The following is a 25,749-nucleotide window of genomic DNA, read 5'->3' as shown; positions in this document are numbered from 1 at the left end:
GCATTCCGGTGCGGCTCCTGAATGGGGCATTTTAGTCGAGCCTGGAGCGCGCAAGGCAGAAATGGCGTGCGGTACCTGCAGCGTTTGGCGAAGCGTCGGTTGAAATCCGGCCCTGATCTGTGATTCCTCAAAGTATTCCTTCTCCTTCACTCCCGCCCGGGCGACCCCGATGGCGCCGCGCAGCCGTCTGGCTGTGGCGCGCAGTCGTGCTGGCCTATTTCGTTTCCGCGGTTGGCATCCTGGGCGTCCGCTATCTGCTGCTCCCCAAAGCCAACGACTATCGTGACGAGATTGCTGCCGCCTTTGGCAGTGCGCTCGGCCTGCCGGTGGAGATCGGCGAGATCGAGACCAGCTGGAGCGGATTCAGACCACGACTGAAACTGGCCGATCTGGTGGTGCGGGACCGTTCCGGAAGGGCGGCTCTGAAGCTTGCGCGGGTCGATGCGACGGTATCCTGGAGTTCCTTGCTTCGTCTCTCACCGCATTTCCGCCTGTTGGAGTTTTTCGGGCCGAGTCTCGAGGTGCGCCGGGAGCCAGACGGAAAAATCCTCATCGCGGGCTTGCCGGTGGACGCCGGTGGCGGTGAAAACGGGCAATTTGCGGACTGGCTGCTTGGGCAGGACGAAATCGTCATCCATGATGCCGGACTGACCTGGATCGACGATCGACGTGGCGCACCGCCGCTCGGGCTCGAGCAGGTACAGATCCGCCTTGTGAATGCGCTGAACGATCATCATCGTTTCGGGCTCACGGCCCGACCATCCAACGAACTTGCGGGTCTGCTCGAACTGCGCGGCGATCTGGTCGGTGCAGATCCTGCGTCTCTTTCAGGTTGGCACGGCCAGCTGTTTGCGCGGCTCGAAGGCGCTGCGCTTGGTGGTTGGCGCAGCTGGATCGATTATCCCGTTTCAATAGACGGACGCGGCGCGCTCAATGCCTGGTTGACCTTTGATGGTGCGCGGATCGTCAGCTCGCTGATCGACCTGTCGCTGCGATCCGTCAGGTTGCAGCTTGACGGTACCTTGCCGACACTCGAGCTCATGCGGCTCGACGGGCGAATCGGCGGTGATTTTGGCCCCGAGGGATTTTCGGTGAGTTCGCGGGGCCTCGCGATGTCGTTTGCGGATGGCTCGATCGATCTTCCCCGGACGGACGCCGACCTGAGAATCTCGAGGGGCGCTGACGGACAGCCGAATGCTGGGCATTTCGCCGTCAATCGGCTCGACGTCGCTGCGCTGGCGAGGCTTGCACAGTACTTGCCCCTCGACGCTGCGCTGCACAGACAATTGGCTGCACTGGCACCGGACGGGCAGCTCAGCGGAGTGTCGCTGGACTGGAAGGGGACTGCCCAGGCGGCGCCGTCGTGGTCCGTCGTGGCGCGGTTTGATGGTATCGGCTTCACGGCAGGTGGCGGGTGGCCGGGCATGGCGGGCCTGTCGGGGGAGATCGAGGGCAATGACCAGAGTGGCCGTTTCACGCTCGCGAGTAGCGGGGCGAGCATTGACCTGCCGGACATTTTTGCCGAGTCCCGGCTCGACTTCGAAACCCTGCAGGCGGGGGGCGGCTGGGCGCGTCGCGAAGGAAAGATCGAGGTGAACCTCGAAAGGGCGGAGTTCTCCAACTCCGATGCTGCCGGCAACGCCAGCGGCAGTTTCATCCCGGATGAGAACGGGCCTGGCGAAATCGATCTGCAGGCGCGGCTCACGCGTGCCGATGGAACCGCGGTGTGGCGCTACATGCCGCTGGTAGTGAACGAGGAGACCCGCGACTGGTTGCACCGGAGTATCGTTTCCGGCAAGGCTGCCGACGCCCGGCTCAGGTTGCGGGGCAATCTCGCGAACTTTCCGTTTCGCGATGGCAAGGACGGGCAATTTCTCGTTACCGCAAAGATTTCGAATGGGCGCCTCGAGTATGCGCCGGGCTGGCCAGCGATCGACGGTATCGACGGCACCCTCCGTTTCGAAGGGGCCGGCATGCTGATCACCGCCGATCGCGGGCACATCGGCAGTGTCAAGCTTGGTCGCGTCACTGCCGAACTGCCTGATCTCGATGGCGACGACATTCTGACGATAAAGGGTAGCGCTGCGGGGCCGACCAACGGTTTTCTCGCCTTTGTGAATTCGAGCCCGGTCGGTGAGCGGATCGATCGCTTTACCGAGGACATCACGGCTGATGGTGCGGGCAGTCTGTCTCTGTCGCTGGTGATGCCGCTTCGAGATATCGAAAAAACCGAGGTCAAGGGCGAATACCGTTTTGTCGGGAACGCGGTACGCATCGGCTCCGGGCTCCCGCCACTGACCGATGCCTCGGCGCGAATCGCTTTTACCGCGGAGCGCCTCGATATCGCCGATGGTGCCGCACGCATGTTGGGTGAGCCGCTCAGCCTTGCCGGTGGCAGCCGGCCAGACGGCGGCGTAGCGATCCGTGCTTCCGGCGGTTTTGCCGCGGCGGCCCTTGCGAAGGCATTTCCTTCGCCCCTGTTGGCCCACCTTTCCGGGCGTGCCAGTTGGCAGACTGACATAAATGTCCGAGGCCGCAGCAGCGAAGTGGTATTGCGCAGCGACCTGCAAGGGATTGCCTCGAGCCTGCCGGCACCGTTCAACAAGAGCGCCACGGACAAGCTGCCGCTGGCCGTTTCGCTGACCCCTTCCGGACAGGGGACAGTACAGACGTTCGTGCTGAGCCTCGGTGACAGCCTCAAGGCTGAAGTGTTGCGCCGGCGCAGCCCGGATGGCTGGCGCGTCGAGCGCGGTGGGGCGGCGCTTGGCGCACCGCTCAGGCAGGCCGACGGTGGTGTTCTGGTGAGTGCCCGATTGCCTGAGTTGGATGTGGATGCCTGGCTGCGCGCGATCGATGACGAGGCCGGGACATCGGTCGAGGTGGCGGGGCGCGACGATGTAATGGCAACGTCCTGGCCAATCGCAGGGGTCAATCTCCAGGCTGACGGTCTGAAGGTGTTTGGCGAACAGATTGGCAAGGTCGAACTGCGTGCTACGGCGGACCCCGGTGGCTGGAAGGGGGTGGTCTCCAGCGAGTCGGCCGACGGCAGTTTCGACTGGCGAAGGCGTGATGCGGGGACACTCCGGGCGCGCCTCTCGCGACTCGCCATCGACCCCGTCGAGAAAGGCGTTTCTTCGAGCGTTCAGGAGTCCTCGTCCCACGGGAATGGGGCTAAGAGTCTGCCCACGCTCGACGTGGTCGCCGAACGTTTCATGTTGCGTGGAAGGGAGCTGGGTCGATTGGAACTCCAGGCCCGCAATCGGGAAGGCGTATGGCTGCTCGATGGTGTGTCGCTCGAGGGCCCGGAGGGTAGTCTGCGTGGCGACGGGCGTTGGCGCCCCGGCCAGCGTAGCGAGTTATCGGTGAAGGTCGAGGCGAAGGATGTGGGGCGGTACCTCGCGCAGTTCGGTTACCCTGATGCGGTGCGACGTGGCAAGGCGATCTTGTCCGGGCAGTTCGACTGGCAGGGGCCGCCGACGCAGATCGACTATCCAAGTCTGTCGGGACGATTCGACGTGGAAGCGAGTGATGGGCAGTTCAACAAGCTCGAACCCGGTGTCGGACGATTGCTTGGTGTGTTGAGCCTGCAGGCCTTGCCGCGACGCATCACGCTGGATTTTCGCGATGTGTTCAGTGAAGGTTTTGCCTTTGACCGGGTCGCTGGTTCGGCGCGAATCGAGCACGGGGTGATGCGCACGACGGATCTGGAGATCCGTGGGCCCGCCGCCAAGGTCTTCATGCAGGGAAGTGTCGACCTGCCGGCGGAAACGCAGGACCTGAGGGTCAAGGTGCAGCCCACGCTGTCGGAATCGGTGGCGGTGGGGGCCGCATTGGCCAATGCAGCCACCGGGGTGATCAATCCGGTGGCTGGTGTGGTCACCTATCTTGCGCAGAAGATGCTCAAGGACCCGGTCGAACGATTTTTTGCGTTCGAGTACAGTATTACGGGTAAGTGGGATGATCCGCAGGTCAAGCGGGTGAGTGGAGCCGATGCCGGTCAGGGGGGCGCCGCCCGGGACAAACCCGGGCAGGGCGGTGCCCGCTGAACTTGTCCGGCTGGCGGCAGCTCTTCAGGTCCTGGCCTTGCGCCGCGGAGCCTGGTGCGCCAGTCTGCGATAATCCGCGATGCCGCTGCTGCGGTGCCGCCAACCGATCACAAGCGAGGAGATCTCCGCATGTCTGCTTCATCGCTTCATCAGAGTCTGTACCGCGTGGCCGCGGTACAGACCGTGTCCGGCCCCGAGGTCGAGGCCAATCTGAGGGAGGTCGGGATGTTGATTGCGCAGGCAGCCGATCTGGGGGCCCGCCTGGTGGCCCTGCCCGAGTATTTCGCGGTTATCTCGCCCGACGAACAGGCCAAGGTGCGTATCCGCGAGCGCGAAGGCAGCGGGCCGCTGCAGGACTTTCTGCGCGAGGCGGCGGTACGTCACGGCATCTGGTTGATCGGTGGTACGGTGCCGCTGGTCAGCAACGACGCCACCAAGGTGCGCAATGCCACCCTGGTCTATGACGACCAGGGTATGCAGGTGGCCCGCTACGACAAGATTCATCTCTTCGGCTTCCGTCGGGGAGAGGAGCATTACGAAGAGTCCGCCACGATCGAGCCTGGCAACGAGGTCGTGAGCTTTGATGCCCCCTTCGGGCGGGTCGGGCTGTCGGTATGTTATGACCTGCGTTTCCCGGAGCTTTTCCGCGCCATGGGCAAGGTTGACCTGATCGTCCTCCCGGCAGCCTTTACCTACACCACCGGCGAGGCGCACTGGGAAGTGCTGCTGCGCGCGCGCGCGATCGAGAACCAGTGCTACGTACTGGCGCCGGCCCAGGGTGGCCGTCATCCGAGCGGTCGCCGTACTTTTGGCGACACCATGCTGATCGACCCGTGGGGCGAGGTCGTGGCACGCCGTCGCGAGGGGCCGGGGGTGGTGACCGGTGACATCGATCTTCAACACATCGCACGCGTCAGGCAAAGCCTTCCCGCGCTGGCGCATCGCACGCTGTCCTGAAGCGGGCCAGCCCTTCTGCATCGAGAAAAGAACATCATGAGCAAAGAAATGAATCCCCTACAGGTCGCCGATACGTATCTGCTGAGCCCCTTCGATCTCGACACCGCAGCGGTCGACAAGGTGTTCGGTCAGTTGTTCACCCGTCAGCTCGACTATGCGGACATGTATTTCCAGTACCACCGCACCGAGGCGTGGAGTCTTGAGGAGGGCATCGTCAAGTCGGGCAGTTTCAACATCGACCAGGGTGTCGGCGTGCGAGCGATTTCGGGCGAAAAGACAGCTTTTGCCTACTCCGATGACATCAGTTTGCCGGCGCTGCTTTCGGCTGCCGAGGCGACTCGTGCGATCGGTCCCGCGGGAGGCGAGCAGAAAATCGCCGTCAGGGCGGCTCCGCCTTCCTCCAGGCTTTATCGCGGCGATGACCCGCTGGCCTCGCTCGAGGATACCGCCAAGGTCAAACTGCTCGAGCGGCTCGAGGCGATGGCGCGAGCCGAAGACCCGCGTGTCTCCCAAGTCATGGCGCACATCGTCGGCTCGTGGGAAGTCATCATGGTAGCGCGCAGCGACGGCCATCTCGCCGCTGACGTACGGCCGCTGGTGCGGGTTTCGGTAACCGTCATCATGGATGACAAGGGCCGTCGGGAGCAGGGCAGCGGCGGCGGCGGTGGACGCTTCGACTATGCCTATTTCACCGACCAGCGGCTGCAGGAGTATGCCCGCGCGGCGGTGCATCAGGCGCGGGTCAATCTCGACGCGTCGCCCGCGCCGGCCGGCACCATGACCGTGGTGCTGGGTTCGGGCTGGCCTGGCATCCTGCTGCACGAGGCGATCGGCCATGGCCTCGAAGGCGATTTCAACCGCAAGGGCAGTTCCGCCTTTTCGGGCCGCATGGGGCAACAGGTCGCCGCAAAGGGTGTGACGGTGGTGGACGACGGCACGATTGCCGACCGCCGCGGTTCGCTGACGATCGACGACGAAGGCAACCCGACCAGCAACACCGTGCTGATCGAGGACGGGATCCTCACCGGCTACATGCAGGACATGCTCAATGCGCGCCTGATGGGCATGAAGCCGACCGGCAATGGCCGTCGCGAGTCCTTCGCACACCTGCCCTTGCCGCGCATGACCAACACCTACATGCTCAATGGCGACAAGGCGCCCGAGGAGATCATCCGCTCAGTGAAGAAAGGTCTCTACGCAGCCAACTTCGGCGGCGGCCAGGTCGACATCACCTCGGGCAAGTTCGTGTTCTCCACCGCGGAGGCCTACCTCATCGAGGACGGCAAGGTCACCCGGCCGGTCAAGGGCGCGACACTGATCGGCAACGGCCCGGATGCCCTGACCAGAGTCAGCATGATCGGCAACGATATGGCACTCGACCCGGGGGTGGGCACCTGCGGCAAGGATGGCCAGAGTGTGCCGGTTGGCGTGGGACAGCCGACCCTGCGCATTGATGGCCTGACGGTCGGCGGGACGGCCTGAGCGCAGGCTTCAGTCGGCCAACCTGAGGTGCCGGTTGGCCGAAAGCAGGGCGCCGAGCAGGCCGAGTGCGGCAACGATGCCGAGCATTGCGGCGACCTGGAGCGCGTCGGGGCGTTGCAGCGTGAACATTGCCCCATAGCTATTGGCGAGTCGCGCCACCGGCTCGGAGAGCGCCGAGATCATTGCGCCGAGCAGCGCCCAGGCGATGAAACCGCCGAGCAGGCCTTGGAGTGCTCCCTGCCAGAGGAAGGGCCTGCGGATGTAGCGGTCGGTTGCGCCCAGCAGGCGGCTCACCTCGATCTCCGCGCGCTGGGTAAGCAGCTGGAGGCGGATGGTGTTGAAGGTCACGATCACCAGCGCGGAGGCGAGCAGGAAGGCCAGCAGCATGACGGTTTGCCGACCGAGCTCCAGCATCGCGTGCAGGCGCTCGATCCAGGCCGAGTCCAGCTGCACGTGGGCGACTTCGGGCCAGCCGGCGAAGGTTTCGCGCAGATCGTTGAAGAGGACCGGGTCCTCACCCTTTGGCATGACCACGAAGGCATCCGGCAGCGGGTTGCCCGGCAGATCGTTGATGACGTCGGCGAGCCCGCTTTCGGCCAGCTGCTTGAGCGCTTCGTCGCGAGGCACGAAGCGCTGCGAAGCTACGCGCGGGTCGTTGTCGAGACGTCTGGCGATCTCGTCGCTCGCTGCGCGGTCGGCCTTTTCGTTCATGAATATGCTGATTTCCGGGCGGCCCGATGTCTCACCGAGTGCTCGCCCGGCATTGTCGAGGAGCAAGAGCCCGCCGGCAGGCAAGGCCAGTGCGATGCCGATGACCAGTGCAGTGAGAAGGCTGCCGAGCGGGTGGCTGCCGAGTTGGCGCGCGGCACTGCGCAATGCGAGGAAGTGTTCGCCGAGCCAGGTCATGCCGGCTCCTGCGCGTTCAGTCGGCCCTGATTGAGCGTCAGCCGCCTTGGTCGCATGTCCGAGAAGAGGTCGGCGTCGTGGGTGGCCAGGATTACGGTGACACCGGCTGCATGAAACGACTGGAACAGTGAGGCGATGTCTCTCGCATAAGCGGTATCGAGGTGGGCGGTAGGCTCGTCGGCAAGCAGGATCGATGGGCGATTGACCACCGCGCGGGCAATCGCGGCCCGTTGCTGCTCCCCACCCGAAAGTGCCAGCGGCATTTCCTTGCCACGACCCGACAAACCCACCCGGTCGAGCGCCGCATTGGCGCGTTTTGCGGCATCGACGGCGTTGTGGCCGGTAATCATGAGAGGCAGCATGACGTTGTCGAAAACGCTTCGATCGAGTAGCAAGCGACTTTCCTGCAGCACTAGGCCGATCTTCCGACGGAGGAAGGCAATAGCCTGGCGGGGCAGGCGACCGACGTCCTGGTCGCCGACCAGCACCCGGCCCGCGGTCGGGCGTTCGATCGCCGGAATGAGCTTGAGCAATGAGCTCTTGCCTGCACCCGAATGGCCGGACAGCACCACCAACTCGCCCTGGCTGACGCTGAAACTGGCTTCGTGCAGGCCGCCCGAGGTGCCGGGATAACGAAGACTTACGTGATCGAAGACAATCATCTGAACACTGTGGGGCTGGTCGGCGTGCAGCCTTCAGCGCTGGTTTTGCGTGGCGGGCAAGAACAGCGCGTCGACGAATTCGCGGGCCTTGAAGGGCTGCAGATCGTCGATACCTTCACCCACGCCGATGAAACGCAGCGGCTTCGGACACTGGCGGGAGATCGCCGCGACCACGCCGCCCTTGGCCGTGCCGTCGAGCTTGGTGAGCACCAGCCCGGTGACGCCGATCGCCTTGTCGAAGGCCTTGACCTGCATCAGCGCGTTCTGGCCGATGTTCGAATCAAGTACCAGCAGGACTTCGTGCGGCGCGCTCGGGTCGGCCTTGTTGATGACCCGCCTGACCTTTGCGATCTCTTCCATGAGGTGGAGCTGTGTCGGCAGGCGCCCGGCGGTGTCGGCCAGCACGACGTCGATACCGCGCGCCCGCGCGGCATTGACCGCGTCGAACATCACCGCCGCCGGATCTCCGCTTTCCTGGGCGATGACCGCCACGCCGTTGCGCTCGCCCCAGGTCTGGAGCTGTTCGCGGGCGGCCGCGCGGAAGGTGTCTCCGGCGGCTAGCAGCACGCTCTTGCCCTGCGCTTGGTACCACTTGGCGAGCTTGCCGATCGAGGTAGTCTTGCCCGATCCATTGACCCCGGCGAGCATGATCACGAAGGGCTTGTGGGTGGTCACGTCGAGCGGCTGTTCGAGCGGCGCGAGCATCTTCACCAGGCCGTCGGCAAGTGTTTGCTGCAGCTGGTCTGCCGTCTCGAGTCGATCCTTTTTCCAGCGCGTGCGCAGCTGATCGATCAGGTGCTGTGTCGCGTCGATCCCGCAGTCGGCCATGAGCAGGGTCGATTCGAGTTCCTCGAGTAGGTCCTCATCGATCTTGCGGCGCCCGAACAGGCTCGACAGGCCGCCGCCGAGCTGGTTGCGGGTGCGGGCAAGGCCGGCCTTGAGGCGATCCGCCCACGAGCGTTTGACGGCGGGTTGCGACGCTGGGGCGGGCGGTGCGGCTGCGGGGGCCGCATCCAGTGTTGCCGGCGGGACCGCAGTTTCGGCGATGGGGGCTTGCTCGGCCGGGGGCGGGGCCACGGGCTCGATCGGCGCATCGGTCTGCTGGTCTGCCGGCGTCGAGGTTTTGCCGGATTTCTTGAAGAAACCAAACATTGGGAGGTCCGGTCAGAGTGGTGTTTTTGGAAGTCGTGGCGCGATGCCGCTAAGATGCCTCGCAACCGACCGCAGGCGGGCATGGCGCTGCTTGCGGTAGAGGCTCCGGATTCTAACAGATGCAGGACAAGTCAATGATGCGATGCAGCTTTGCGCGACGGGCCGTGGTGGCCTGCGCGAGTGTGCTGGCGGCAGGAACCAGTCTGGCCAATCCTTTCGAGACCACGCTGGACAACGGGCTCAAGGTGATCGTCAAGGAGGACCCGCGTGCGCCTTCGGTGGTGAACATGGTGTGGTACCGGGTCGGCTCGATCGACGAGATCGACGGCACCTCCGGGGTTGCGCATGTACTCGAGCACATGATGTTCAAGGGTACGCACGAGGTTGGCCCCGGCGAGTTCAACAAGCGTGTGGCCAAGGTCGGCGGGCGGGACAATGCCTTTACCAGCCGCGATTACACGGCTTATTTCCAGCAGGTGCCGGCTGAGCGCTTGAGTGAAATGATGGGCCTCGAGGCTGATCGCATGCGTCATCTGCGCTTCGAGGACGAGGATTTTGCCAAGGAGCTCGAGGTGGTGAAGGAGGAGCGCAGGATGCGCACCGACGACAAGCCGCGCTCGCTGGTGTACGAGCAACTCATGGCAACCGCTTTCAATGCTCACCCTTACCGTCGGCCGATCATCGGCTGGATGACCGATCTTGACCAGATGAAGTCTTCGGACGCTCGCCAGTGGTACCGCCAGTGGTATGCACCCAACAACGCCTATATCGTGGTGGTCGGGGACGTGCAGCACGAAAAGGTGTTTGCCGAGGCAAACCGGCTCTACGGCGGCTACAAGGCCGATCCGTTGCCTGCCCGGCGAACTGTGATCGAGCCGGAGCAGCTCGGTGTCCGGACGGCGGAGGTACGAGCGCCTGCGGATCTGCCGTACGTGGCTATGGCCTGGCATGCGCCGACGCTGCGCAATGTCGATAGCGATCGCGACGTGTATGCCCTGCAGGTCCTCGCCGCGGTGCTCGATGGTTACGACGGCGCCAGGCTTTCAAGGAACGTGGTACGCGGCTCGCAGGTGGCCTTGTCGGCGGGCGCGGGTTATGACGGGACTGCCCGCGGCGAGTCGCTCTTCATCATGGACGGCACGCCCGCCAAGGGGCACACGGTCGACGAGGTGAAACAGGCGCTCCGGGCGGAGATCGCGCGCATCCAGCAGGAGGGAGTGAGCGAGGCGGAATTGCGCCGGGTCAAGGCGCAGGCCATCGCCGGACAGGTATACAAGCGCGACTCGTTGATGGGCCAGGCAATGGAGATCGGCATGCTCGAGGCGGTCGGCCTGTCCTGGCGGGATGAGCCGAAGATCATGGAGATGATCCGCAGCGTCACTGCGGACGAGGTGCAATCGGTGGCAAAGCGCTACTTTTCCGACAGCAAACTTTCGGTGGCGACGCTCGACCCGCTACCGCTCGATGACAAACCCCGCAGCGGCCGTCCGGCCGGCGCGCGCCACTGAGCGGAGACCGGCTGCATGAAACTTGTACAGCGTATTGCACGGGTCTCGGCGTTTGTCGTGGCATTCGGGGCTGCTGGCGTGGCGAACGCGGCGGTCGACATCCAGCATTGGCAAAGTGCCAGCGGCGCCCGCGTCTATTTCGTCGAAAGCCGGAGCCTGCCGATCGTTGATGTCCAGATCGACTTCGCCGCCGGCTCGGTACTCGATCCGGCCGACAAGGCGGGGCTCGCGAGTCTGGCAAGCAGCCTGATCGACCGTGGCGCGGGCGCTCTGGACGAAGATGCGATCGCCGATCGTCTTGCCGATGTCGGCGCCGAACTCAGTGGTGGTGCGGAAATGGATCGCGCGAGCTTTTCCTTGCGCAGTCTCTCAAGCAAAGAAGAACTCGACGCTGCGGTCGGGTTGATGGCCACAGTGCTTGCGCAGCCCACGTTTCCGGCAGCGATCGTCGAGCGTGAACGTGGCCGCAGCATCGCCGGTCTGAAGGAAGCGCTGACCCAACCGGATACCATCGCCGGCCGTCTTTTCCTGAAGGGTATCTACGGCGATCATCCCTACGGCAGTGCTGCCACGCCGGAGAGCCTGGCGCGCATCACCCGTGATGACGTGGTCGATTTTCACAAACGCTACTTCGTCACCTCGGGAGCGTCGATCGCGATCGTCGGCGATCTTGACCGGGCCGGGGCGGAGAAGCTGGCTGACCGCATTACAGCTGGACTCGCCAAGGGTGACGCGCCCGCGGCGACGCCTCCAGTTGTCGAGCCGAAGCAGGCGCGTCTGGTGGCGCCTCACCCCTCGGCCCAGGCACACGTGCTGATCGGCCTGCCCGGCCTCAAACGTGATGACCCTGACTACTATCCGTTGCTGGTGGGCAACTACGTGCTTGGCGGAGGCGGTTTTGTCTCGCGACTCATGCACGAAGTCAGGGAGAAGCGCGGTTTCGCCTACAGCGTGTATAGCTACTTCGAGCCGCGCAGGGAACTCGGGCCATTTCAGATCGGCCTGCAGACCAAGGGAAGCCAGACTGATGAAGCCATCAAGGTCGTCGACCAGACCCTGCAGGGCTTTCTCGATGAGGGACCGAGCAAGGAGGAACTGGCCGCGGCGCGGGACAACATCGTGAACGGCTTCGGCCTGCGCCTCGACTCGAATCGCAAGATCCTTGGCTATGTGTCGGTGATCGGCTTTTTCGGCCTGCCGCTCGACTGGCTGGAGCAATATCCGAAGGCGGTCGAGAAGGTTACCGCCGAGGCGGTGCGTGATGCTTTCCGGCGTCGCGTCCGACCCGAGAACCTGATAACCGTGATCGTCGGAGGGAGCGGCGATCAGGCTCAGGCGACCAAGGCGCAATGAGTCGCGTCCGGATAATCGGCGGGCGCTGGCGTTCGCGGTTGCTCGAAGTGGCCGCGGTACCCGGCCTGCGGCCGACTCCGGATCGGGTTCGCGAGACCGTGTTCAACTGGCTTGGCCAGGACCTGACCGGTTTGACGGTGCTCGACCTCTTTGCGGGAACGGGGGCGATGGGGTTCGAAGCCGCATCCAGGGGCGCCTCGCGGGTGGTCATGGTGGAGCAAAGTGCGGCCGCTTGTGCGGTGCTGCAGCAATCCGCAAAGACCCTACTAGCGGAAGGTGTAGAGATCGTTCGCGGCGATGCGGTAAAATTCGCGCAATCGACGGCGGCCAGCTTCGATGTGATCTTTCTGGACCCGCCCTACAACAAGGGCTTGGTCGAATGTGCGGCGCCGCTGATCGGCAACTTGCTGGCCCCCGGGGGTTGGCTCTACGTGGAGGCCGAGCGGCCGATGAGCAATCTGGGGCCATACAGCACTGTCAGGCAAGGCAAGGCGGGCCAAGTGTATTACCAGCTCATGCAGCAAGGAGAGCGTTGATGAGAGATGGTACCGCGGTGTACCCGGGGACCTTCGATCCGTTCACGAATGGTCATGAGGATCTGGTGCGCCGAGCCTCCCGGCTGTTCGAACGTGTGATCGTCGGGGTTGCCGCAAGCCAGGTAAAGGCGCCGATTTTCGGGCTGGATGAGCGGGTTGAACTGGCACGCGAAGTGCTCAAGGACTACCCCAACGTCTCCGTGATCGGTTTCGACGGGCTGCTGATGCGTTTTCTCGAGGAACAGAATGCCCGGGTTATCCTGCGCGGTTTGCGGGCGGTTTCGGACTTCGAGTACGAGTTCCAGATGGCAGGCATGAACCGTCGCCTCTATCCGGATGTCGAAACCATATTCCTGACCCCCGCCGACGAATACATGTTCATCTCCGCAACGATGGTGCGGGAAATCGCGCGACTCGGCGGCGACGTGAGCAAATTCGTTCGCCCGCTGGTGTTCGAACGTCTGCAACTCAAAACCAAATCGAAACCCGAGAAGTGAAAAGGAACAGCTTATGTCTCTGATGATTACCGACGAATGCATCAACTGCGATGTGTGCGAGCCCGAATGCCCCAATGGCGCCATCTACCAAGGGGACGAGATCTACGAGATCGACCCGAACAAATGTACTGAGTGCGTAGGCCATTTCGACGAGCCTCAATGCCAGCAGGTCTGCCCGGTCGACTGCATTCCGCTCGATCCGGACCGGCCCGAAACGAAGGAGCAGTTGATGGAGAAGTTCCTGCAGCTCACCAGCGGCAAGGGGTGACGAGCGGGCGAATCCTCCGGTTTCGGATGGATTGGTGGCGCAGGATGGAAAAAGGGGCCGACCGGCCCCTTCGTTGAGTGATGACCCGTAGGCTCGGGGGTCAGGCCGCGCGCGTTTCGAAGGCTTGCTGGGGATCGACCACCGCGGTATTGAGTTCCATGTGGATCTCGTTCGAAATGCGCGTGAGTTCTTCGAGCTCCTGCAGCACCCCCTGTTCGGAGTGTTGAAGCTCGACAATGCGCTCTTCAAGCGTGTCAGTCGCCTGGTGAATGCGCTTGACGCTCTCCAGACGGCGCTTCAGCTGCAGTTGATATTCCCGCACCTGCGTTTCCAGCGGTGACATTACTGCCCTGAGCCAGTTCTCGACATCCCGATTGGCTACTTCGAAGGTGCGGCGCGCCTGCACGGCAATGGTTTCGAAGAACTTCTGGGTAAGCGCGTGCTTCTCGGTGGTGACGATGTTCAGCACCGTATTGAACTGGCTGTTGAAGGCATTTTCCAGGCGATCGATCTCCTTTTCGTAGCGCAGGGTGGAAAAGCTGCTCGGTGGGGTGAGCTTCAGGCCATGCTCGACGGTGAAACGCTTGTACATGGCTTCAAGCATGCGCGTTATCTCACCTATTTCATCGGTAGAGCGGCGCAGATTGCCGCGCAGGCTTGTAAAGAAGCTGAGCATGGCGTCGCGCAGGCCCTTGGAAAAGGACGAGTCGAGCATCGCTTCCCGGGTTCGCCGGGTCTCGTCGCGCAGGGCATCGAGGCCCAGGTGCGCAAGCAGGCTGTTGGTCATGTTCGAGAAGACGCTGCGTACCGCGTAGTATTTCTGCAGACCCTGCTCGAATTCGTCCTTTTCCGACTTGACCTTGCGCATCATGTATTCGATGACGCTCTGATTCTTGCCGCGCAGGTCGGAGAGTTCCTGCAATTGTTCCCGAATGCCTGCCAGTCGAGCATTCAACAGTTCGCGCGTCTGGCGCACAAGATCGTCCGCCTCGCCCAAGGTGTTTTCGCGCACCAGTTCCTGCTTGGTCGGCAGCAGGTCTTCTATCAGCGCGGTCTCGAGACGCTCGAGTTCGCTGCGGGCCAGCAGGATTGCGTCATGTCCGATGCGGGCGACCAGAGCTTTCTGGGCCGAGACCGGAAACACTTGAGTTGCATCGATGTCGAGCGTGCGCGAGACGCTCTCGACCTGTCGAGCGATCTCTTCGTCGATGCGTGTCTGATTCCGCAGCCCGTCCCAGAGCCCATCGATCTTGTTGAGGGCGACCAGGCAGCCGCGACGATTGCCGCGACCGGTACTGACGTATTCCCGCCAGACCGCAAGATCCGACTGGGTGACGCCGGTATCCGCGGCCAGAACGAAGAGAACTGCATGGGCATTGGGCAGCAGGGACAATGTGAGCTCGGGTTCCGCGCCGATCGCATTGAGACCCGGCGTGTCCAGGATCACCAAACCCTTTTCGAGCAGGGGGTGCGGAAAGCGAATGACCGCGTGGCGCCAGCTCGGGATCTCGACCAGACCATCCGGGGTCGGCTTGAGGCCCGTATTGCCCTGTTCGTCGATCGCGAAGCCAAGATCGATTGCGCGATCCCGATCGACCCATCTCGTTTCCCCGACGCGGGCGAGTGCGCTGCGCAGGCTTTCGGAAGAGTCGGCATCGAGGTCGCAGGAGACCCATTCTTCGGGGTAACGCTTGAGTTCTGCGACGCTGGCATGCGTCGACCGGGTGTCGATCGGCAGTAGCGCGATCCCCGGCGTGTCGCCCGGCCGCCACTGCAGCTCGGTCGGGCACATGGTCGTCCGCCCTGCGCTCGACGGCAGAATGCGGTCGCCATAGGCAGAAAAGAAGATTGCGTTGATAAGCTCCGACTTGCCTCGCGAGAACTCCGCCACGAAGGCAACGGTGAGTTGATCTTCGCGCAGACGATTGAGCGCGTACTGCAGCCGCATCTCTCCCTGGGCGTCGCCCAGGCGATTGTTCTGTAGCCAGCTTCGCAGTCGTTCGACCGCGACGGCGGAGCGGTCACGCCACTGACTGTAAGCGGAAAAGCTGTCGATCAGGTTCATGCAGTGTATTAACGAGCACGCCGTCGGAAACTGTAGATCCGCGGGCTGCCCGCTGGATTCACGGGATGATGCAGCATAGGCCCAATCCTGGCTGCTGGAAATGGCACGCTGCGGTTAGCCGCCGTAAGGCAGCTTGTGGCGATAGACGGCGCAATATGCCGATTGATAGCTAGCGACGCTGGCAGGTCGGACAGAAGTATGTCGAGCGCTGCCCCATCTGGATGACTCGGATCGAGTTGCCGCAGCGTGCGCAGGGTTGCCCGGCACGTCCGTAAACTTGATGCTGGTGCTGGAAGTATCCGGGCTTGCCATCGCTATGCACGAAGTCGCGCAGGGTGCTGCCGCCGGCGTCGATGGCGACTTGCAGCGTGCGCCGGATCGCTTCGGCCAGCCGTGCGGTGCGTCGTGGACCGAGTGCGCCGATTGGTGTGCGCGGGTCGATTCCCGCCGCATGCAGACTTTCCGATGCATAGATGTTGCCCACACCGACAATGTGTTTGCCATCCATGATGAAGAGTTTCGCGGGCGTTGTCCGTCCGCGGCTTGCCTCGTATAGCCAGTGCCCGTCGAAAGCCGTGTCGAGCGGCTCGATGCCCAGACGCGCCAGTAGTGGATGAGCTTGCGATCCCTGTTGCCAAAGCACGAGGCCGAAGCGTCGGGGGTCGTGCAGCCGCAGGACCCGATCGCCAAATTCGATATCGATATGATCGTGCTTGCCTGGTGGCGTGTCTCGGCCGATGACCCGCAGACTGCCGGACATTCCCAGATGCATCAGCAGTGTGCCGTGCTCGAATACCAGCAACAGGTACTTTGCGCGCCGCTTGATGGCGTGAAGGGTGCGGTCTCCGATGATATCCGCCAGATCGGCGGGAATCGGCTGTCGAAGCCTCGGGTTGCGGATCAGCACCCGGCTGACGTGCCCGCCCGTCAGGTGTGGCGCAATCCCGCGGCGGGTGGTTTCGACTTCGGGGAGTTCAGGCATCGTAGTGGGGAGGGGACGTGAGGGGGCCAACTTGCTCCGGCAACGGAAACTACCTAACATCGATCGAACCGAATTGTATTGCATCGCTCAAAGTGGGCACGGGTTCGCAGTTCGCTGCGGTACGCAACGCCCCAGGCGTCCACCGGATACGTGCCGCTGCGGCGCGCAGCTGTGGCCCCTCCCAAATCGTCGTGTTTCGAGAGTTTTCAATGCCTGTCATCAATCGTCTTGCCGTGCTTCTTGGCGCGGGAACCCTGGCAATTGCTGCCCTGCCTGGCGCGCGTGCCCAGACGCCGGCGCCTACGGTCGCTGCAGCCCGGCCGAGCGCGGCGACAGTCGACACCGGGCTCACTCCTCAGGTGTTGTATCAGTATCTGCTGGCCGAGATTGCCGGCGCGCGCGGTCAATTCGATGTAGCGGTTCCGGCATATCTCGATCTTGCCCGACGTACCCAGGATGCGCGGATCGCCAGACGGGCGACCGAGATGGCGATCTACGCACGGCAGATGCCTGCAGCGACGGAGGCCGCACAGCTATGGGCTCGGCTGGATCCCGGATCAGCTGATGCGAAAAGGATTCTCGCGGGTGTGATGTCCCGGGGCGGTGTTTCGGTCGATGCGGCCCAGGCGCATCTTGCGAAGGTGCTTGCGGAATCGGGGGATGAACTCGGCCGGAATCTGTTGGGTCTGAACGCGGCCCTCGGCCAGATGCAGGACAAGAAGGCCGCAAGAGCTGTCGTCGAGCGCGTGACGGAACCCTACCTGGATCACCCCGAGGCACATTTCGCGAGAGCGCATGCGGCCTTCAATGCCGGTGACGCACTTAGTGCCATGACCCGTATCGACCAGGCACTGCAGTTGCGCCCGGACTGGGAACCGGCGGTGTTGATGAAAGCGCAGTTGCTGCAGCGTGACGATGTGGATGCGTCGCTCGCAGTGCTGGACGAATACCTCAAGGGACATCCGGATGCGCGCCAAGCCTTGCTGGCGCGGGCACGCGTCCTGGCCGCCGCAAAGCGTTACCCCGAGGCGCGCGAAGCCTTTCGGGCGCTGCTCGCCAAGTCTCCGGAAGACGCTGACATGGTCAATGCGGTCGGGTTGCTGTCGATGCAGATCGGCGATTGGGACGAAGCCGAGCGGCAGTTTTCGACGCTGCTCGAGTTGCGTCCCGACGACGCCGACCGGACGCGCTTCTATCTTGCCCAGATCGCCGAGGCCAGCGGCAAGCGTGACCTCGCAATCGAGCGCTATCGTGAGGTCGGCGAAGGCGATCAATACATGCAGGCCAGGGTTCGTCTCGCGAATCTGCTGGCCGCCGGGGGTGATATCAACGGTGCGCGCAAGGCCTTGCATGAGATCAAGGGCGATGCCGATGTGCAGCACCGCGTGCGTCTTGCGGAAGCCCAGGTGTTGCGGGACGCGGGCAAGGATTCCGAGGCCCTCGACCTGCTGGACGAAGGCTTGCGAGCACGTCCGGACGATGGCGATCTTCTTTACGAGTCCGCGCTGCTGGCGGAACGCATGGGGCGCCACGAGGTCATGGAGGGGCGGCTTCGCAAGTTGATCGCCCTCGAGCCGGATAACGCGCATGCGCTCAATGCGCTCGGTTATTCACTGGCTGATCGCGGCGAGCGCCTTGATGAAGCCCAGACCCTCATCGACCGGGCCGCGGCGCTTTCGCCCAACGACCCCTTCATCATGGATAGTCAGGGTTGGGTCCGCTTCCGACGCGGCGATGCGAAGGCCGCTCTTGCGACACTGCAGGAAGCGTACAAACTGCGGGCAGATCCCGAGATCGCAGCGCATATCGGCGAGGTCCTGTGGGCGCTGGATCGTCACGATGACGCGAATCGGGTATGGCAGGAGGCCGCTACGAAGTTCCCGGACAACAAGGCGCTCGGCGACGTAATGAAACGTTTTGCGCACTGATGCGTGCAATCATTTCTGGGTTCGCCGCCGTGATTGCCTGCACCTTGCTGGCAGCGTGTTCGACGCTGTCGCCATCGCAGATGCAGGGCGCGCCGGTAGTGGTGCGGGCTGCCGCGGCAAGCTTCGAGATGCAGGGTCGCCTTTCGGTGAGCGACGGCGCACACGCTGCCCACCTGCGGGTCTATTGGCATCGCCGCCCTGGCGAGGATCTCATCAGTTTCGACACGCCGCTCGGTCAGACGCTGGCGCAGCTTCGTGTCACGCCCGATAGTGCGGTTCTGCAGGAGGCCGACGGGCGCCGTACCGTCGCCGCGACCGCGGACGAATTGGCTGCCCGCGTCGTGGGCGCGGCAATCCCCGTATCGAGGCTCGCCGACTGGTTGCAGGCTGTGGTGGGAGCCGGTGCTACGGTGCAGCGCCGCGACGATCGAGGCCGGATTGCGCTGCTTGCCGAAGACGGCTGGCTGATCGCCTATCCCGAGTACGCTTCGCCGGTGTCGGCGGCGATGCCGCGAAGAATCGAGGCCGAGCGGGGTGACGTCTCGGTTCGTGTGGTAATTGACGAATGGAGTCCGGAATGACTGAATCCGGGGCGCTGCGCTGTCCTGCTCCGGCCAAGCTGAACCTATTCCTGCATGTCGTGGGGCGCCGGGCGGATGGCTACCACCTTCTGCAGTCGGTGTTCAGGCTGCTCGACTGGGGGGACGAGGTGTTTCTGACACCACGTGTCGATGGCCTTATCGCACGTTCAAGCGATCTCGCCGGGGTTCCCGCCGATCAGGATCTCGTAGTTCGCGCCGCCCGTGCACTGCAGAAGTTTTCTGGGTGCGCGCTCGGCGTCGATATCGCGGTCATCAAGCGCGTGCCGATGGGGGGTGGGCTGGGCGGTGGTAGTTCCGATGCGGCCAGCGTCCTGCTCGGACTCAATCGCCTGTGGCGGCTCGGGTACAGCAGAGGTCAGCTTGCGCGGATCGGCTTGACGCTTGGTGCGGATGTGCCGTTTTTCCTCTTTGGGCAGGATGCCTTTGTCGAGGGTGTGGGTGAGACGATGCAGGCTGTGGCCCTGCCGAAGGCCTGGTATGTGATCCTCTTCCCGAACGTCACGGTACCGACCGCGAAAATTTTTTCGGCAGAGGAGTTGACGAGGAATACTCAACTTATCAAAATAGCGGACTTCGCTTCGATTGCAACCCGAAACGATCTGGAAGCAGTTGCCTGCAGCCGCTTTCCGGAAATCAGGGATGCAATTTCATGGCTGGGGCGGTATTATCCGGCCCGCATGACTGGTTCGGGTGCCTGCGTGTTTGCGGAGGTGCCCAGCGAGTCGGAAGCGAAAAGAATCGTTGAGGCGTGTCCTTCCTCGTGGCGGGCGTGGTGTGCGAGATCCTCTGGGTCCCATCCGCTGCGCGAGTGGGCAGGTGACGATTAGCAGCAAGTAACTGGGGAGTCGCCAAGTCGGTTAAGGCACCGGATTTTGATTCCGGCATTCGAGGGTTCGAATCCTTCCTCCCCAGCCAGATCAGTCGGGCAGGCTTCGGCCTGCCCGAATCGTTTGAGCGGCATTATTCTTTCTGCATCGGAGCAGTGATCATGGCTTCAGGCAGCCTGATGGTCTTTACCGGCAACGCCAATCCCAAACTGGCAGCCGACGTGGTAAAGCGCCTTGGCATGTCCCTTGGCTCGGCAACCGTGGGCCGTTTCTCGGACGGAGAGGTGAATGTCGAATTGCTCCAGAACGTCCGGGGCAAGGATGTCTTCGTGCTGCAGCCGACCTGTGTGCCGACCAATGACAACCTGATGGAACTCGTCATTCTAGTCGACGCGCTCAAGCGTGCGTCTGCCGGACGGGTGACCGCGGCGATCCCGTATTTCGGGTACGCCCGTCAGGATCGCCGGCCTCGCTCTGCGCGGGTTCCGATCACCGCCAAGGTCGTGGCAAACATGCTTCAGGCCGCCGGTGTTCAGCGTCTGCTCACGATGGACCTCCACGCGGACCAGATCCAGGGTTTCTTCGATATCGCGGTCGACAACATTTATGCTGCGCCGGTATTGCTGGGCGACCTGGATCGCCAGAAGTACAACGATCTGATGGTCGTATCGCCCGACGTGGGGGGCGTGGTCCGGGCGCGGGCCTTCGCCAAGCGGCTGGAGTGCGATCTCGCCATCATCGACAAGCGCCGCCCCAAGGCCAATGTGTCGGAAGTGATGAATATCATCGGCGAAGTGAAGGATCGTACCTGTGTGATCATGGACGATATCGTCGATACGGCGGGGACGCTGTGCAAGGCCGCCCAGGCGCTCAAGGAGCAAGGTGCCAAGCGCGTTCTGTCGTACTGCACGCATGCGGTCTTGTCCGGGGCTGCGGTGAGTCGGATCAACGATTCCGAACTCGATGAGTTGGTGGTCACCGACACGATTCCGCTGCGCGATGACGCACGAGCATGCGGCCGGATCCGTCAGGTTTCGGTGGCGTCGCTGCTCGCGGATACGATGCTGCGAATCAGTAACGAGGAATCCGTCAGTTCGCTGTTCATGGAATAGTGCTTGTTCTTTGCGCTGCGGGCTTGCCCGCAGCGTTTTTCGTGGTGCCGACTGGTCGCGGTCGGCGCCGTAATCATCAGGAGTAGTCATGCAAATTTCTTTCAAAGCCGAGAAGCGCGAAGCTCAGGGATCGGGTGCGAGCCGCCGCCTGCGTCGCGCTGGCAAGCTGCCGGGCATCATTTATGGTGCTGGTCAGAACGCCACCCCGATCTCCCTGGATCACAATGAGCTGTACCACCTGCTGCACAAGGAAGCCTTCCATGCTTCCGTGCTGAACATCGATGTCGAGGGGGAAGTGCAGGAAGTCGTGCTGCGTGATACCCAGTGGCACGCCTACCGGGCTCAGGTCCAGCACATCGATTTCCAGCGCATCGTGCGTGGTCAGAAGATGCACATGAAGGTGCCGTTGCACTTTGTCAACGACGAGATCTGCCCGGGCGTCAAGCTCGAGGGCGGCATGGTTTCGCATGTGCTGGCCGAAGTCGATGTTGAGTGCCTGCCCAAGGATCTGCCGGAGTTCATCCAGGTGGATCTCAAGGATCTCGCCACCGGCAATTCGATCCATCTTTCGGAACTCGTCCTGCCGGCCGGTGTTGCAGTCGTACACCATGGCGAAGGCGATCCGGTTGTGGCAACGGTGCTGAAGACGGGTGGTGGTGAAGCTGCCGCTACCGACGAAGGCGGCGAAGCCGCGGCCTGACAAAGGCCTTCGGGAGGTGGGTTTGCCGGATCGGTATGAACCCGGAACTTCAGGGAACTCGATATGGCTCAACTGCCTCCCAAACTGATCGTCGGCCTCGGCAACCCGGGGCCCGATTACTCCGAGACCCGGCACAACGCCGGGTTTTGGTTTTGTGAGCGTCTTGCACGCGAACTGGGCGCGGATTTCAGCCGCGAGTCGCGTTTCCACGGTTTCGTGGCGACGTCGCGGGCCGCCGGCGTTCATTTGTTGATGCCGCAGACGTTCATGAACCGCTCGGGTCAGGCGATCGGCGCGATGGCGCGATTCTTCCGCATTTCGCCCGCCGAGGTTCTCGTGGTGCACGACGAACTCGATATTCCGCCCGGTCAGCTCCGCCTCAAGTTCGGCGGGGGCGCGGGCGGACATAACGGTCTCAAGGATGCGACTGCCCATCTGGGCACGCCGGATTACTGGCGGCTTCGTATTGGTATCGGTCATCCGGGCGATCGAAACGAAGTCGTCAATTTCGTGCTCAAGCCTCCGCGTCGCGAAGAGCGGGATCTGATCGATGAATCGATCGATCGAGCGCTGGGCGCCTGGTCAATGATTAGCCGTGGCGAGTGGAATGCCGCCACCACCCGATTGAACGCGCGAGCAGGATCCGCGGGCGCGGGTAAACAGAAGGACATGTAAGCATGAGTCTCAAATGCGGCATCGTCGGTCTGCCCAATGTGGGCAAGTCCACGCTCTTCAACGCGCTGACCAAGGCCGGCATCCAGGCCGAAAACTATCCCTTCTGCACGATCGAGCCGAACGTCGGTATCGTCGAAGTGCCGGACGTACGTCTTGATGAACTGTCGAAGATCGTCAAGCCGCAGAAGATCCAGCCGGCAATCGTGGAATTCGTCGATATCGCCGGACTGGTGGCCGGGGCTTCGAAGGGCGAGGGGCTCGGAAACCAGTTCCTCGCGAACATCCGCGAGACCGATGCGATCGTGAACGTGGTGCGCTGCTTCGAAGATGACAACGTCGTGCACGTGAATGGTCACGTCGATCCGATTGCCGACATCGAGACGATCAGCACTGAATTGGCGCTTGCCGATCTCGCGACGGTCGAGAAAACCCTCTCGCGAGAGAGCAAGAAGGCGCGTGCCGGTGACAAGGAGGCGCAGAAACTTGCCGCGGTGCTCGAGAAGCTGCTTCCGCATCTCAACGAAGGCAAGCCTGCCCGCAGTTTTGGCCTTTCGGACGACGACAAGGAAACCATCCGGCCGCTGTGCTTGCTGACGGTAAAGCCGGCAATGTACGTGGCGAATGTGGCCGAGGACGGTTTCGAGAACAACGCGCACCTTGATCGCCTCAAGGCCCTTGCCGATGCGGAGGGGGCGCCGGTCGTGGCCCTGTGTGCAGCGATCGAGGCCGAGATCGCCGATCTGGACGACGAAGACAAGGGCGATTTCCTCGCCAGCATGGGGCTCGAGGAGCCCGGCCTGAACCGGCTGATTCGTACTGGTTACAAGCTGCTGGGCCTGCAGACCTATTTCACCGCGGGCGTCAAGGAAGTGCGTGCCTGGACCATCCACGTGGGCGATACCGCTCCGCAGGCCGCTGGCGTCATCCACACCGATTTCGAGCGAGGTTTCATCCGTGCGCAGACGATTTCTTTCGATGACTTCATCAAGTACAAGGGAGAGGCGGGCGCCAAGGAAGCCGGCAAGATGCGGGCGGAAGGCAAGGAATATGTGGTTCGTGACGGAGACGTGATGAATTTCCTGTTCAACGTCTGACCCACCAAGCCGTTTTCCTGATGTTTCATGAAACACCGGGAAAGTATGAAAATTCCAATAAAACCGCGCAGCTGCGCGGTTTTATTGTTTCATAGCGCTGCTTCACGTTTCCCGAGCAGCCAAAGCGCGCCTGAGTACGCTAGTGAGTACAGCACTTGGATGGTGTACGAATAAGTGAGTATAGTGACGCTGTCGCCATGCTAGGGAGTCAGCCACCATGCTTACCGACACGCACTGCCGCAACGCCAAGCCCAGGGAGAAGCTCTACCGCTTGAATGACCAGCGCGGGCTCTACCTCGAAGTCAAGCCCAACGGAGTCAAGGCTTGGCGATACCGCTTCACACTGGATGGCAAGGCCAGCATGTTTGCGCTTGGCGAATACCCTGCCGTTACGCTCTCTGAAGCCAGGGAACGCAGCGAGGCCGCACGCAAACTGGTCAAGCAAGGCATCAATCCCGCCCAGCAAAGGCAGCTCGACCGCATCCGGCAAGCCAGCGAAGCTAAGAACACCTTCGAGATCGTCGCCAAGGAGTGGCTGCAGACAAAGGACTGGGAAGATGTCACCAAGAACCGGCGTCTGGATATGTTGGAGCGCGTGGTGTTCCCCAGTATCGGCAATATGCCGGTTCGCGAAATAACGCCAGCCCATGTCCTGGAGATCCTGCAGAAAACAGCAAAGCGTGGCGCCCCCACGGTCGCCGCCGAGGCGCGGCGCACCATGTCCGCCGTATTCGAGTTCGCCGTCGCCACCCTGCGAGCCGACAGCGATCCGGTTTGGCCGGTACGCAAGGCGCTACCAGCAAACAAGACCCAGCACAAACCGGCGCTGAGTAAAGAGCAGATAGGCAAACTGCTGAGCGACTTCGCAAACCACCGCTGCAGCTTTCAGGTAAGTCATTGCATGCAACTGATGTGGTGGACCCTGGCGCGACCGACCGAAGTGGCCGAGGCGGCCTGGGATGAGTTTGACCTTGAGAAGGCTGTTTGGCGTATCCCGGCGCAGCGCATGAAAGCACGCAAGGAGCACGTCGTGCCTCTGCCACGACAGGCAGTGGAGATGCTCAAAGGACTGCATGCCATTACCGGCAACCGCAAGCACTTGTTTCCTGGCCGAGATGATCGCAACGCCCCTATGTCCGCCGCATCGCTTCGCCAGGCACTCAAGGTTTTGGGGTGGAGTGGCGCCTATAGCCCACACGCCACGCGGACCAGCGGCAGTACCCGTCTTAACGAGATGGGCTACCGTCCCGATGCCATCGAAGCGCAGCTTGCCCATGCCGACCAGAACAATGTGCGTCGCACCTACAATCACGCCACCTATTTCGATGAACGTCGCGCCATGATGCAGGAATGGGCGGACAAGTTGGATGAATGGAAGGGGCAAGTATGAAGCCGAGTACAACATCAAGCGATGGGCAGGCTTTTCTCCCTCTCGGTCAAATTGAATATGAGATTTTCGCCCGCAGAATCCATTGTGGCCTTCCTGTTTTCAGAGACCCCGCTGCTTTTTCCGGTCAGCTCAAAACTTTGGCGGAGTGGCATGCGGACCAAGTCAAGCCCCTCAGAGACGAAGAGAGAAAAAAACGCTACCAGGCCGTTGCCAAAGCCGTTCACCTACTGCAAGAAACATTGCTGGGTTTAAAGCCTGATGAAATCGAGTGGCTCCTAAGTGAGGAAAATCGATATTTGTCGTCAGGCACGCTTGATGCGGCAGCTAATGAGCCGGATGACGAGCAGTTGTGGGCGGAGCTAAATATCGAACCAGCACAATGCCATGAGCACGTCCTGATCCGACACAACCTGCACACACTTCAAATGATTGCAGAAGGGCTCGCTTCTAACAAAAGAGGTAGGCCATCACTTACCGCCGAGCTTGATACCGCGGCGGAGTTCGTTTTGATTTGCCACATCGCTGGTTGGACGCTTGGCGTTGCAAATAGCGGGAGAGAGAGAAAACGGGGGGACCAAGTCCTGGAGTCCGACGCGGTACGTTGCTTGGCCGCAGTCTTTCACGAAGCGGGAGATAACCCCGTAACCAGTATTCAGCGCGCTAAAACCATGCTTCGCAAGATGCGTAAGGGGGAAAGATGCTACCTCCATGGTGACAAACACGTATCCGGTGAAATCAGCTACCGGATCAGTTTTCAAGGCGTTTCTATAAACTCTCCGGATTGATCTAGCAGCTCGCATCCGCTGGAGGGGATTTACGACGGACAGAAAGTGACGCTGTTTTTCGCATATTTAATGTCCGTGCGCACGGCTTCAGTCAGCAGGGCTCCCGCAGCTACCCACATGTCGTTGACCTCACAGGAAAGTCGTTGACGATCATGCACTTGCAGCACCTCTGTTCACAGCGCCTCGATTTGTGTAGTTTCCTGCCTTTTTGGACGGGCGATG

At 62.3% G+C, this 25,749-nt stretch carries 22 protein-coding genes and 1 tRNA gene; 18 read left to right on the top strand and 5 right to left on the bottom strand.

Going from position 1 to position 25,749, the window contains the following annotated elements; all coding sequences use genetic code 11:
• The first annotated feature begins 119 nt into the window (after positions 1-119).
• From GQB03_RS19140 to tldD, 3 genes are all read left to right on the top strand, one after another.
• Positions 120-4,046, top strand: coding sequence for a YhdP family protein (locus GQB03_RS19140; protein WP_407644550.1), 3,927 nt, complete (start codon positions 120-122; stop codon positions 4,044-4,046).
• A 129-nt stretch (positions 4,047-4,175) separates the two neighbouring features.
• Entirely contained in the window at positions 4,176-5,003 is an 828-nt protein-coding gene (locus GQB03_RS19135; RefSeq protein ID WP_159692768.1) for a carbon-nitrogen hydrolase family protein, read from the top strand.
• Positions 5,004-5,039: 36 nt separating this feature from the next.
• Positions 5,040-6,485: a metalloprotease TldD gene (tldD, locus tag GQB03_RS19130; protein WP_159692766.1), complete on the top strand. Its 1,446-nt coding sequence runs from the start codon at positions 5,040-5,042 to the stop codon at positions 6,483-6,485.
• Positions 6,486-6,494: 9 nt separating this feature from the next.
• Here the strand turns inward: tldD and ftsX are convergent, their stop codons facing one another.
• From ftsX to ftsY, 3 genes are read right to left on the bottom strand one after another with little or no spacing between them, the layout of a single operon-like run.
• A complete protein-coding gene (gene ftsX / locus GQB03_RS19125) occupies positions 6,495-7,391 on the bottom strand; it encodes a permease-like cell division protein FtsX (protein WP_159692764.1) in 897 nt (298 codons plus the stop codon).
• Positions 7,388-8,053, bottom strand: a complete 666-nt coding sequence (locus tag GQB03_RS19120) for a cell division ATP-binding protein FtsE (protein WP_159692762.1) — start codon at positions 8,051-8,053, stop codon at positions 7,388-7,390. The genes ftsX and GQB03_RS19120 overlap by 4 nt, the downstream gene beginning before the upstream one ends.
• Positions 8,054-8,086: 33 nt before the next feature.
• Entirely contained in the window at positions 8,087-9,205 is a 1,119-nt protein-coding gene (ftsY, locus tag GQB03_RS19115) for a signal recognition particle-docking protein FtsY (protein WP_159692760.1), read from the bottom strand.
• Positions 9,206-9,324: 119 nt separating this feature from the next.
• Between ftsY and GQB03_RS19110 the strand changes: the two genes are divergently transcribed.
• Genes GQB03_RS19110 through GQB03_RS19090 form a run of 5 tightly spaced genes read left to right on the top strand, consistent with a single transcriptional unit; the run spans position 9,325 to position 13,367 of the window.
• Positions 9,325-10,713, top strand: a complete 1,389-nt coding sequence (locus tag GQB03_RS19110) for a M16 family metallopeptidase (protein WP_235027140.1) — start codon at positions 9,325-9,327, stop codon at positions 10,711-10,713.
• 15 nt (positions 10,714-10,728) lie between these two features.
• On the top strand, positions 10,729-12,066 hold the full coding sequence (locus GQB03_RS19105; protein WP_159692756.1) for a M16 family metallopeptidase: 1,338 nt from the start codon (positions 10,729-10,731) through the stop codon (positions 12,064-12,066).
• A complete protein-coding gene (gene rsmD, locus GQB03_RS19100) occupies positions 12,063-12,602 on the top strand; it encodes a 16S rRNA (guanine(966)-N(2))-methyltransferase RsmD (protein ID WP_159692754.1) in 540 nt (179 codons plus the stop codon). Before GQB03_RS19105 ends, rsmD begins: the two co-directional genes overlap by 4 nt.
• Complete coding sequence (gene coaD / locus GQB03_RS19095) at positions 12,602-13,099, top strand: pantetheine-phosphate adenylyltransferase (protein ID WP_159692752.1); 498 nt, start codon at positions 12,602-12,604, stop codon at positions 13,097-13,099. The genes rsmD and coaD overlap by 1 nt, the downstream gene beginning before the upstream one ends.
• 13 nt (positions 13,100-13,112) lie before the next feature.
• A complete protein-coding gene (locus GQB03_RS19090; protein WP_159692750.1) occupies positions 13,113-13,367 on the top strand; it encodes a YfhL family 4Fe-4S dicluster ferredoxin in 255 nt (84 codons plus the stop codon).
• Positions 13,368-13,467: 100 nt separating this feature from the next.
• Here GQB03_RS19090 and GQB03_RS19085 read toward each other — a convergent pair whose 3' ends face one another.
• Positions 13,468-15,432, bottom strand: a complete 1,965-nt coding sequence (locus tag GQB03_RS19085) for a dynamin family protein (protein WP_159692748.1) — start codon at positions 15,430-15,432, stop codon at positions 13,468-13,470.
• A gap of 169 nt (positions 15,433-15,601) precedes the next feature.
• Complete coding sequence (gene mutM, locus GQB03_RS19080; protein ID WP_159692746.1) at positions 15,602-16,414, bottom strand: bifunctional DNA-formamidopyrimidine glycosylase/DNA-(apurinic or apyrimidinic site) lyase; 813 nt, start codon at positions 16,412-16,414, stop codon at positions 15,602-15,604.
• Positions 16,415-16,623: 209 nt separating this feature from the next.
• On the opposite strand from mutM, the gene GQB03_RS19075 reads away from it, so the two are divergent.
• The 10 genes from GQB03_RS19075 (at position 16,624) to GQB03_RS19030 (ending at position 25,527) form a co-directional block, all read left to right on the top strand.
• A complete protein-coding gene (locus tag GQB03_RS19075; protein WP_235027139.1) occupies positions 16,624-18,342 on the top strand; it encodes a tetratricopeptide repeat protein in 1,719 nt (572 codons plus the stop codon).
• A complete protein-coding gene (lolB, locus tag GQB03_RS19070) occupies positions 18,342-18,923 on the top strand; it encodes a lipoprotein insertase outer membrane protein LolB (RefSeq protein WP_159692744.1) in 582 nt (193 codons plus the stop codon). Before GQB03_RS19075 ends, lolB begins: the two co-directional genes overlap by 1 nt.
• Complete coding sequence (gene ispE, locus GQB03_RS19065) at positions 18,908-19,771, top strand: 4-(cytidine 5'-diphospho)-2-C-methyl-D-erythritol kinase (protein WP_235027138.1); 864 nt, start codon at positions 18,908-18,910, stop codon at positions 19,769-19,771. The genes lolB and ispE overlap by 16 nt, the downstream gene beginning before the upstream one ends.
• An 11-nt stretch (positions 19,772-19,782) precedes the next feature.
• Positions 19,783-19,859, top strand: a tRNA-Gln gene (locus GQB03_RS19060).
• Between the two features lie 73 nt (positions 19,860-19,932).
• A complete protein-coding gene (locus GQB03_RS19055; protein ID WP_159692742.1) occupies positions 19,933-20,883 on the top strand; it encodes a ribose-phosphate pyrophosphokinase in 951 nt (316 codons plus the stop codon).
• A gap of 88 nt (positions 20,884-20,971) precedes the next feature.
• Positions 20,972-21,583: a 50S ribosomal protein L25/general stress protein Ctc gene (locus tag GQB03_RS19050; RefSeq protein ID WP_159692740.1), complete on the top strand. Its 612-nt coding sequence runs from the start codon at positions 20,972-20,974 to the stop codon at positions 21,581-21,583.
• Positions 21,584-21,646: 63 nt separating this feature from the next.
• Entirely contained in the window at positions 21,647-22,258 is a 612-nt protein-coding gene (pth, locus tag GQB03_RS19045; protein ID WP_159692738.1) for an aminoacyl-tRNA hydrolase, read from the top strand.
• Between the two features lie 2 nt (positions 22,259-22,260).
• Entirely contained in the window at positions 22,261-23,352 is a 1,092-nt protein-coding gene (gene ychF, locus GQB03_RS19040) for a redox-regulated ATPase YchF (RefSeq protein ID WP_159692736.1), read from the top strand.
• A gap of 217 nt (positions 23,353-23,569) precedes the next feature.
• Positions 23,570-24,742 (top strand): tyrosine-type recombinase/integrase, encoded by a 1,173-nt coding sequence (locus tag GQB03_RS19035; RefSeq protein WP_159692734.1) that lies wholly within the window; start codon positions 23,570-23,572, stop codon positions 24,740-24,742.
• Positions 24,739-25,527 (top strand): hypothetical protein, encoded by a 789-nt coding sequence (locus tag GQB03_RS19030; RefSeq protein WP_159692732.1) that lies wholly within the window; start codon positions 24,739-24,741, stop codon positions 25,525-25,527. Before GQB03_RS19035 ends, GQB03_RS19030 begins: the two co-directional genes overlap by 4 nt.
• The last annotated feature ends 222 nt before the right edge of the window (positions 25,528-25,749 follow it).

It is taken from the genome of Cognatazoarcus halotolerans (assembly GCF_009800965.1).
In the GTDB taxonomy this organism is placed as follows: Bacteria; Pseudomonadota; Gammaproteobacteria; order Burkholderiales; family Rhodocyclaceae; genus Cognatazoarcus; species Cognatazoarcus halotolerans.
This window is presented reverse-complemented; position numbering and strand designations above follow the sequence as displayed.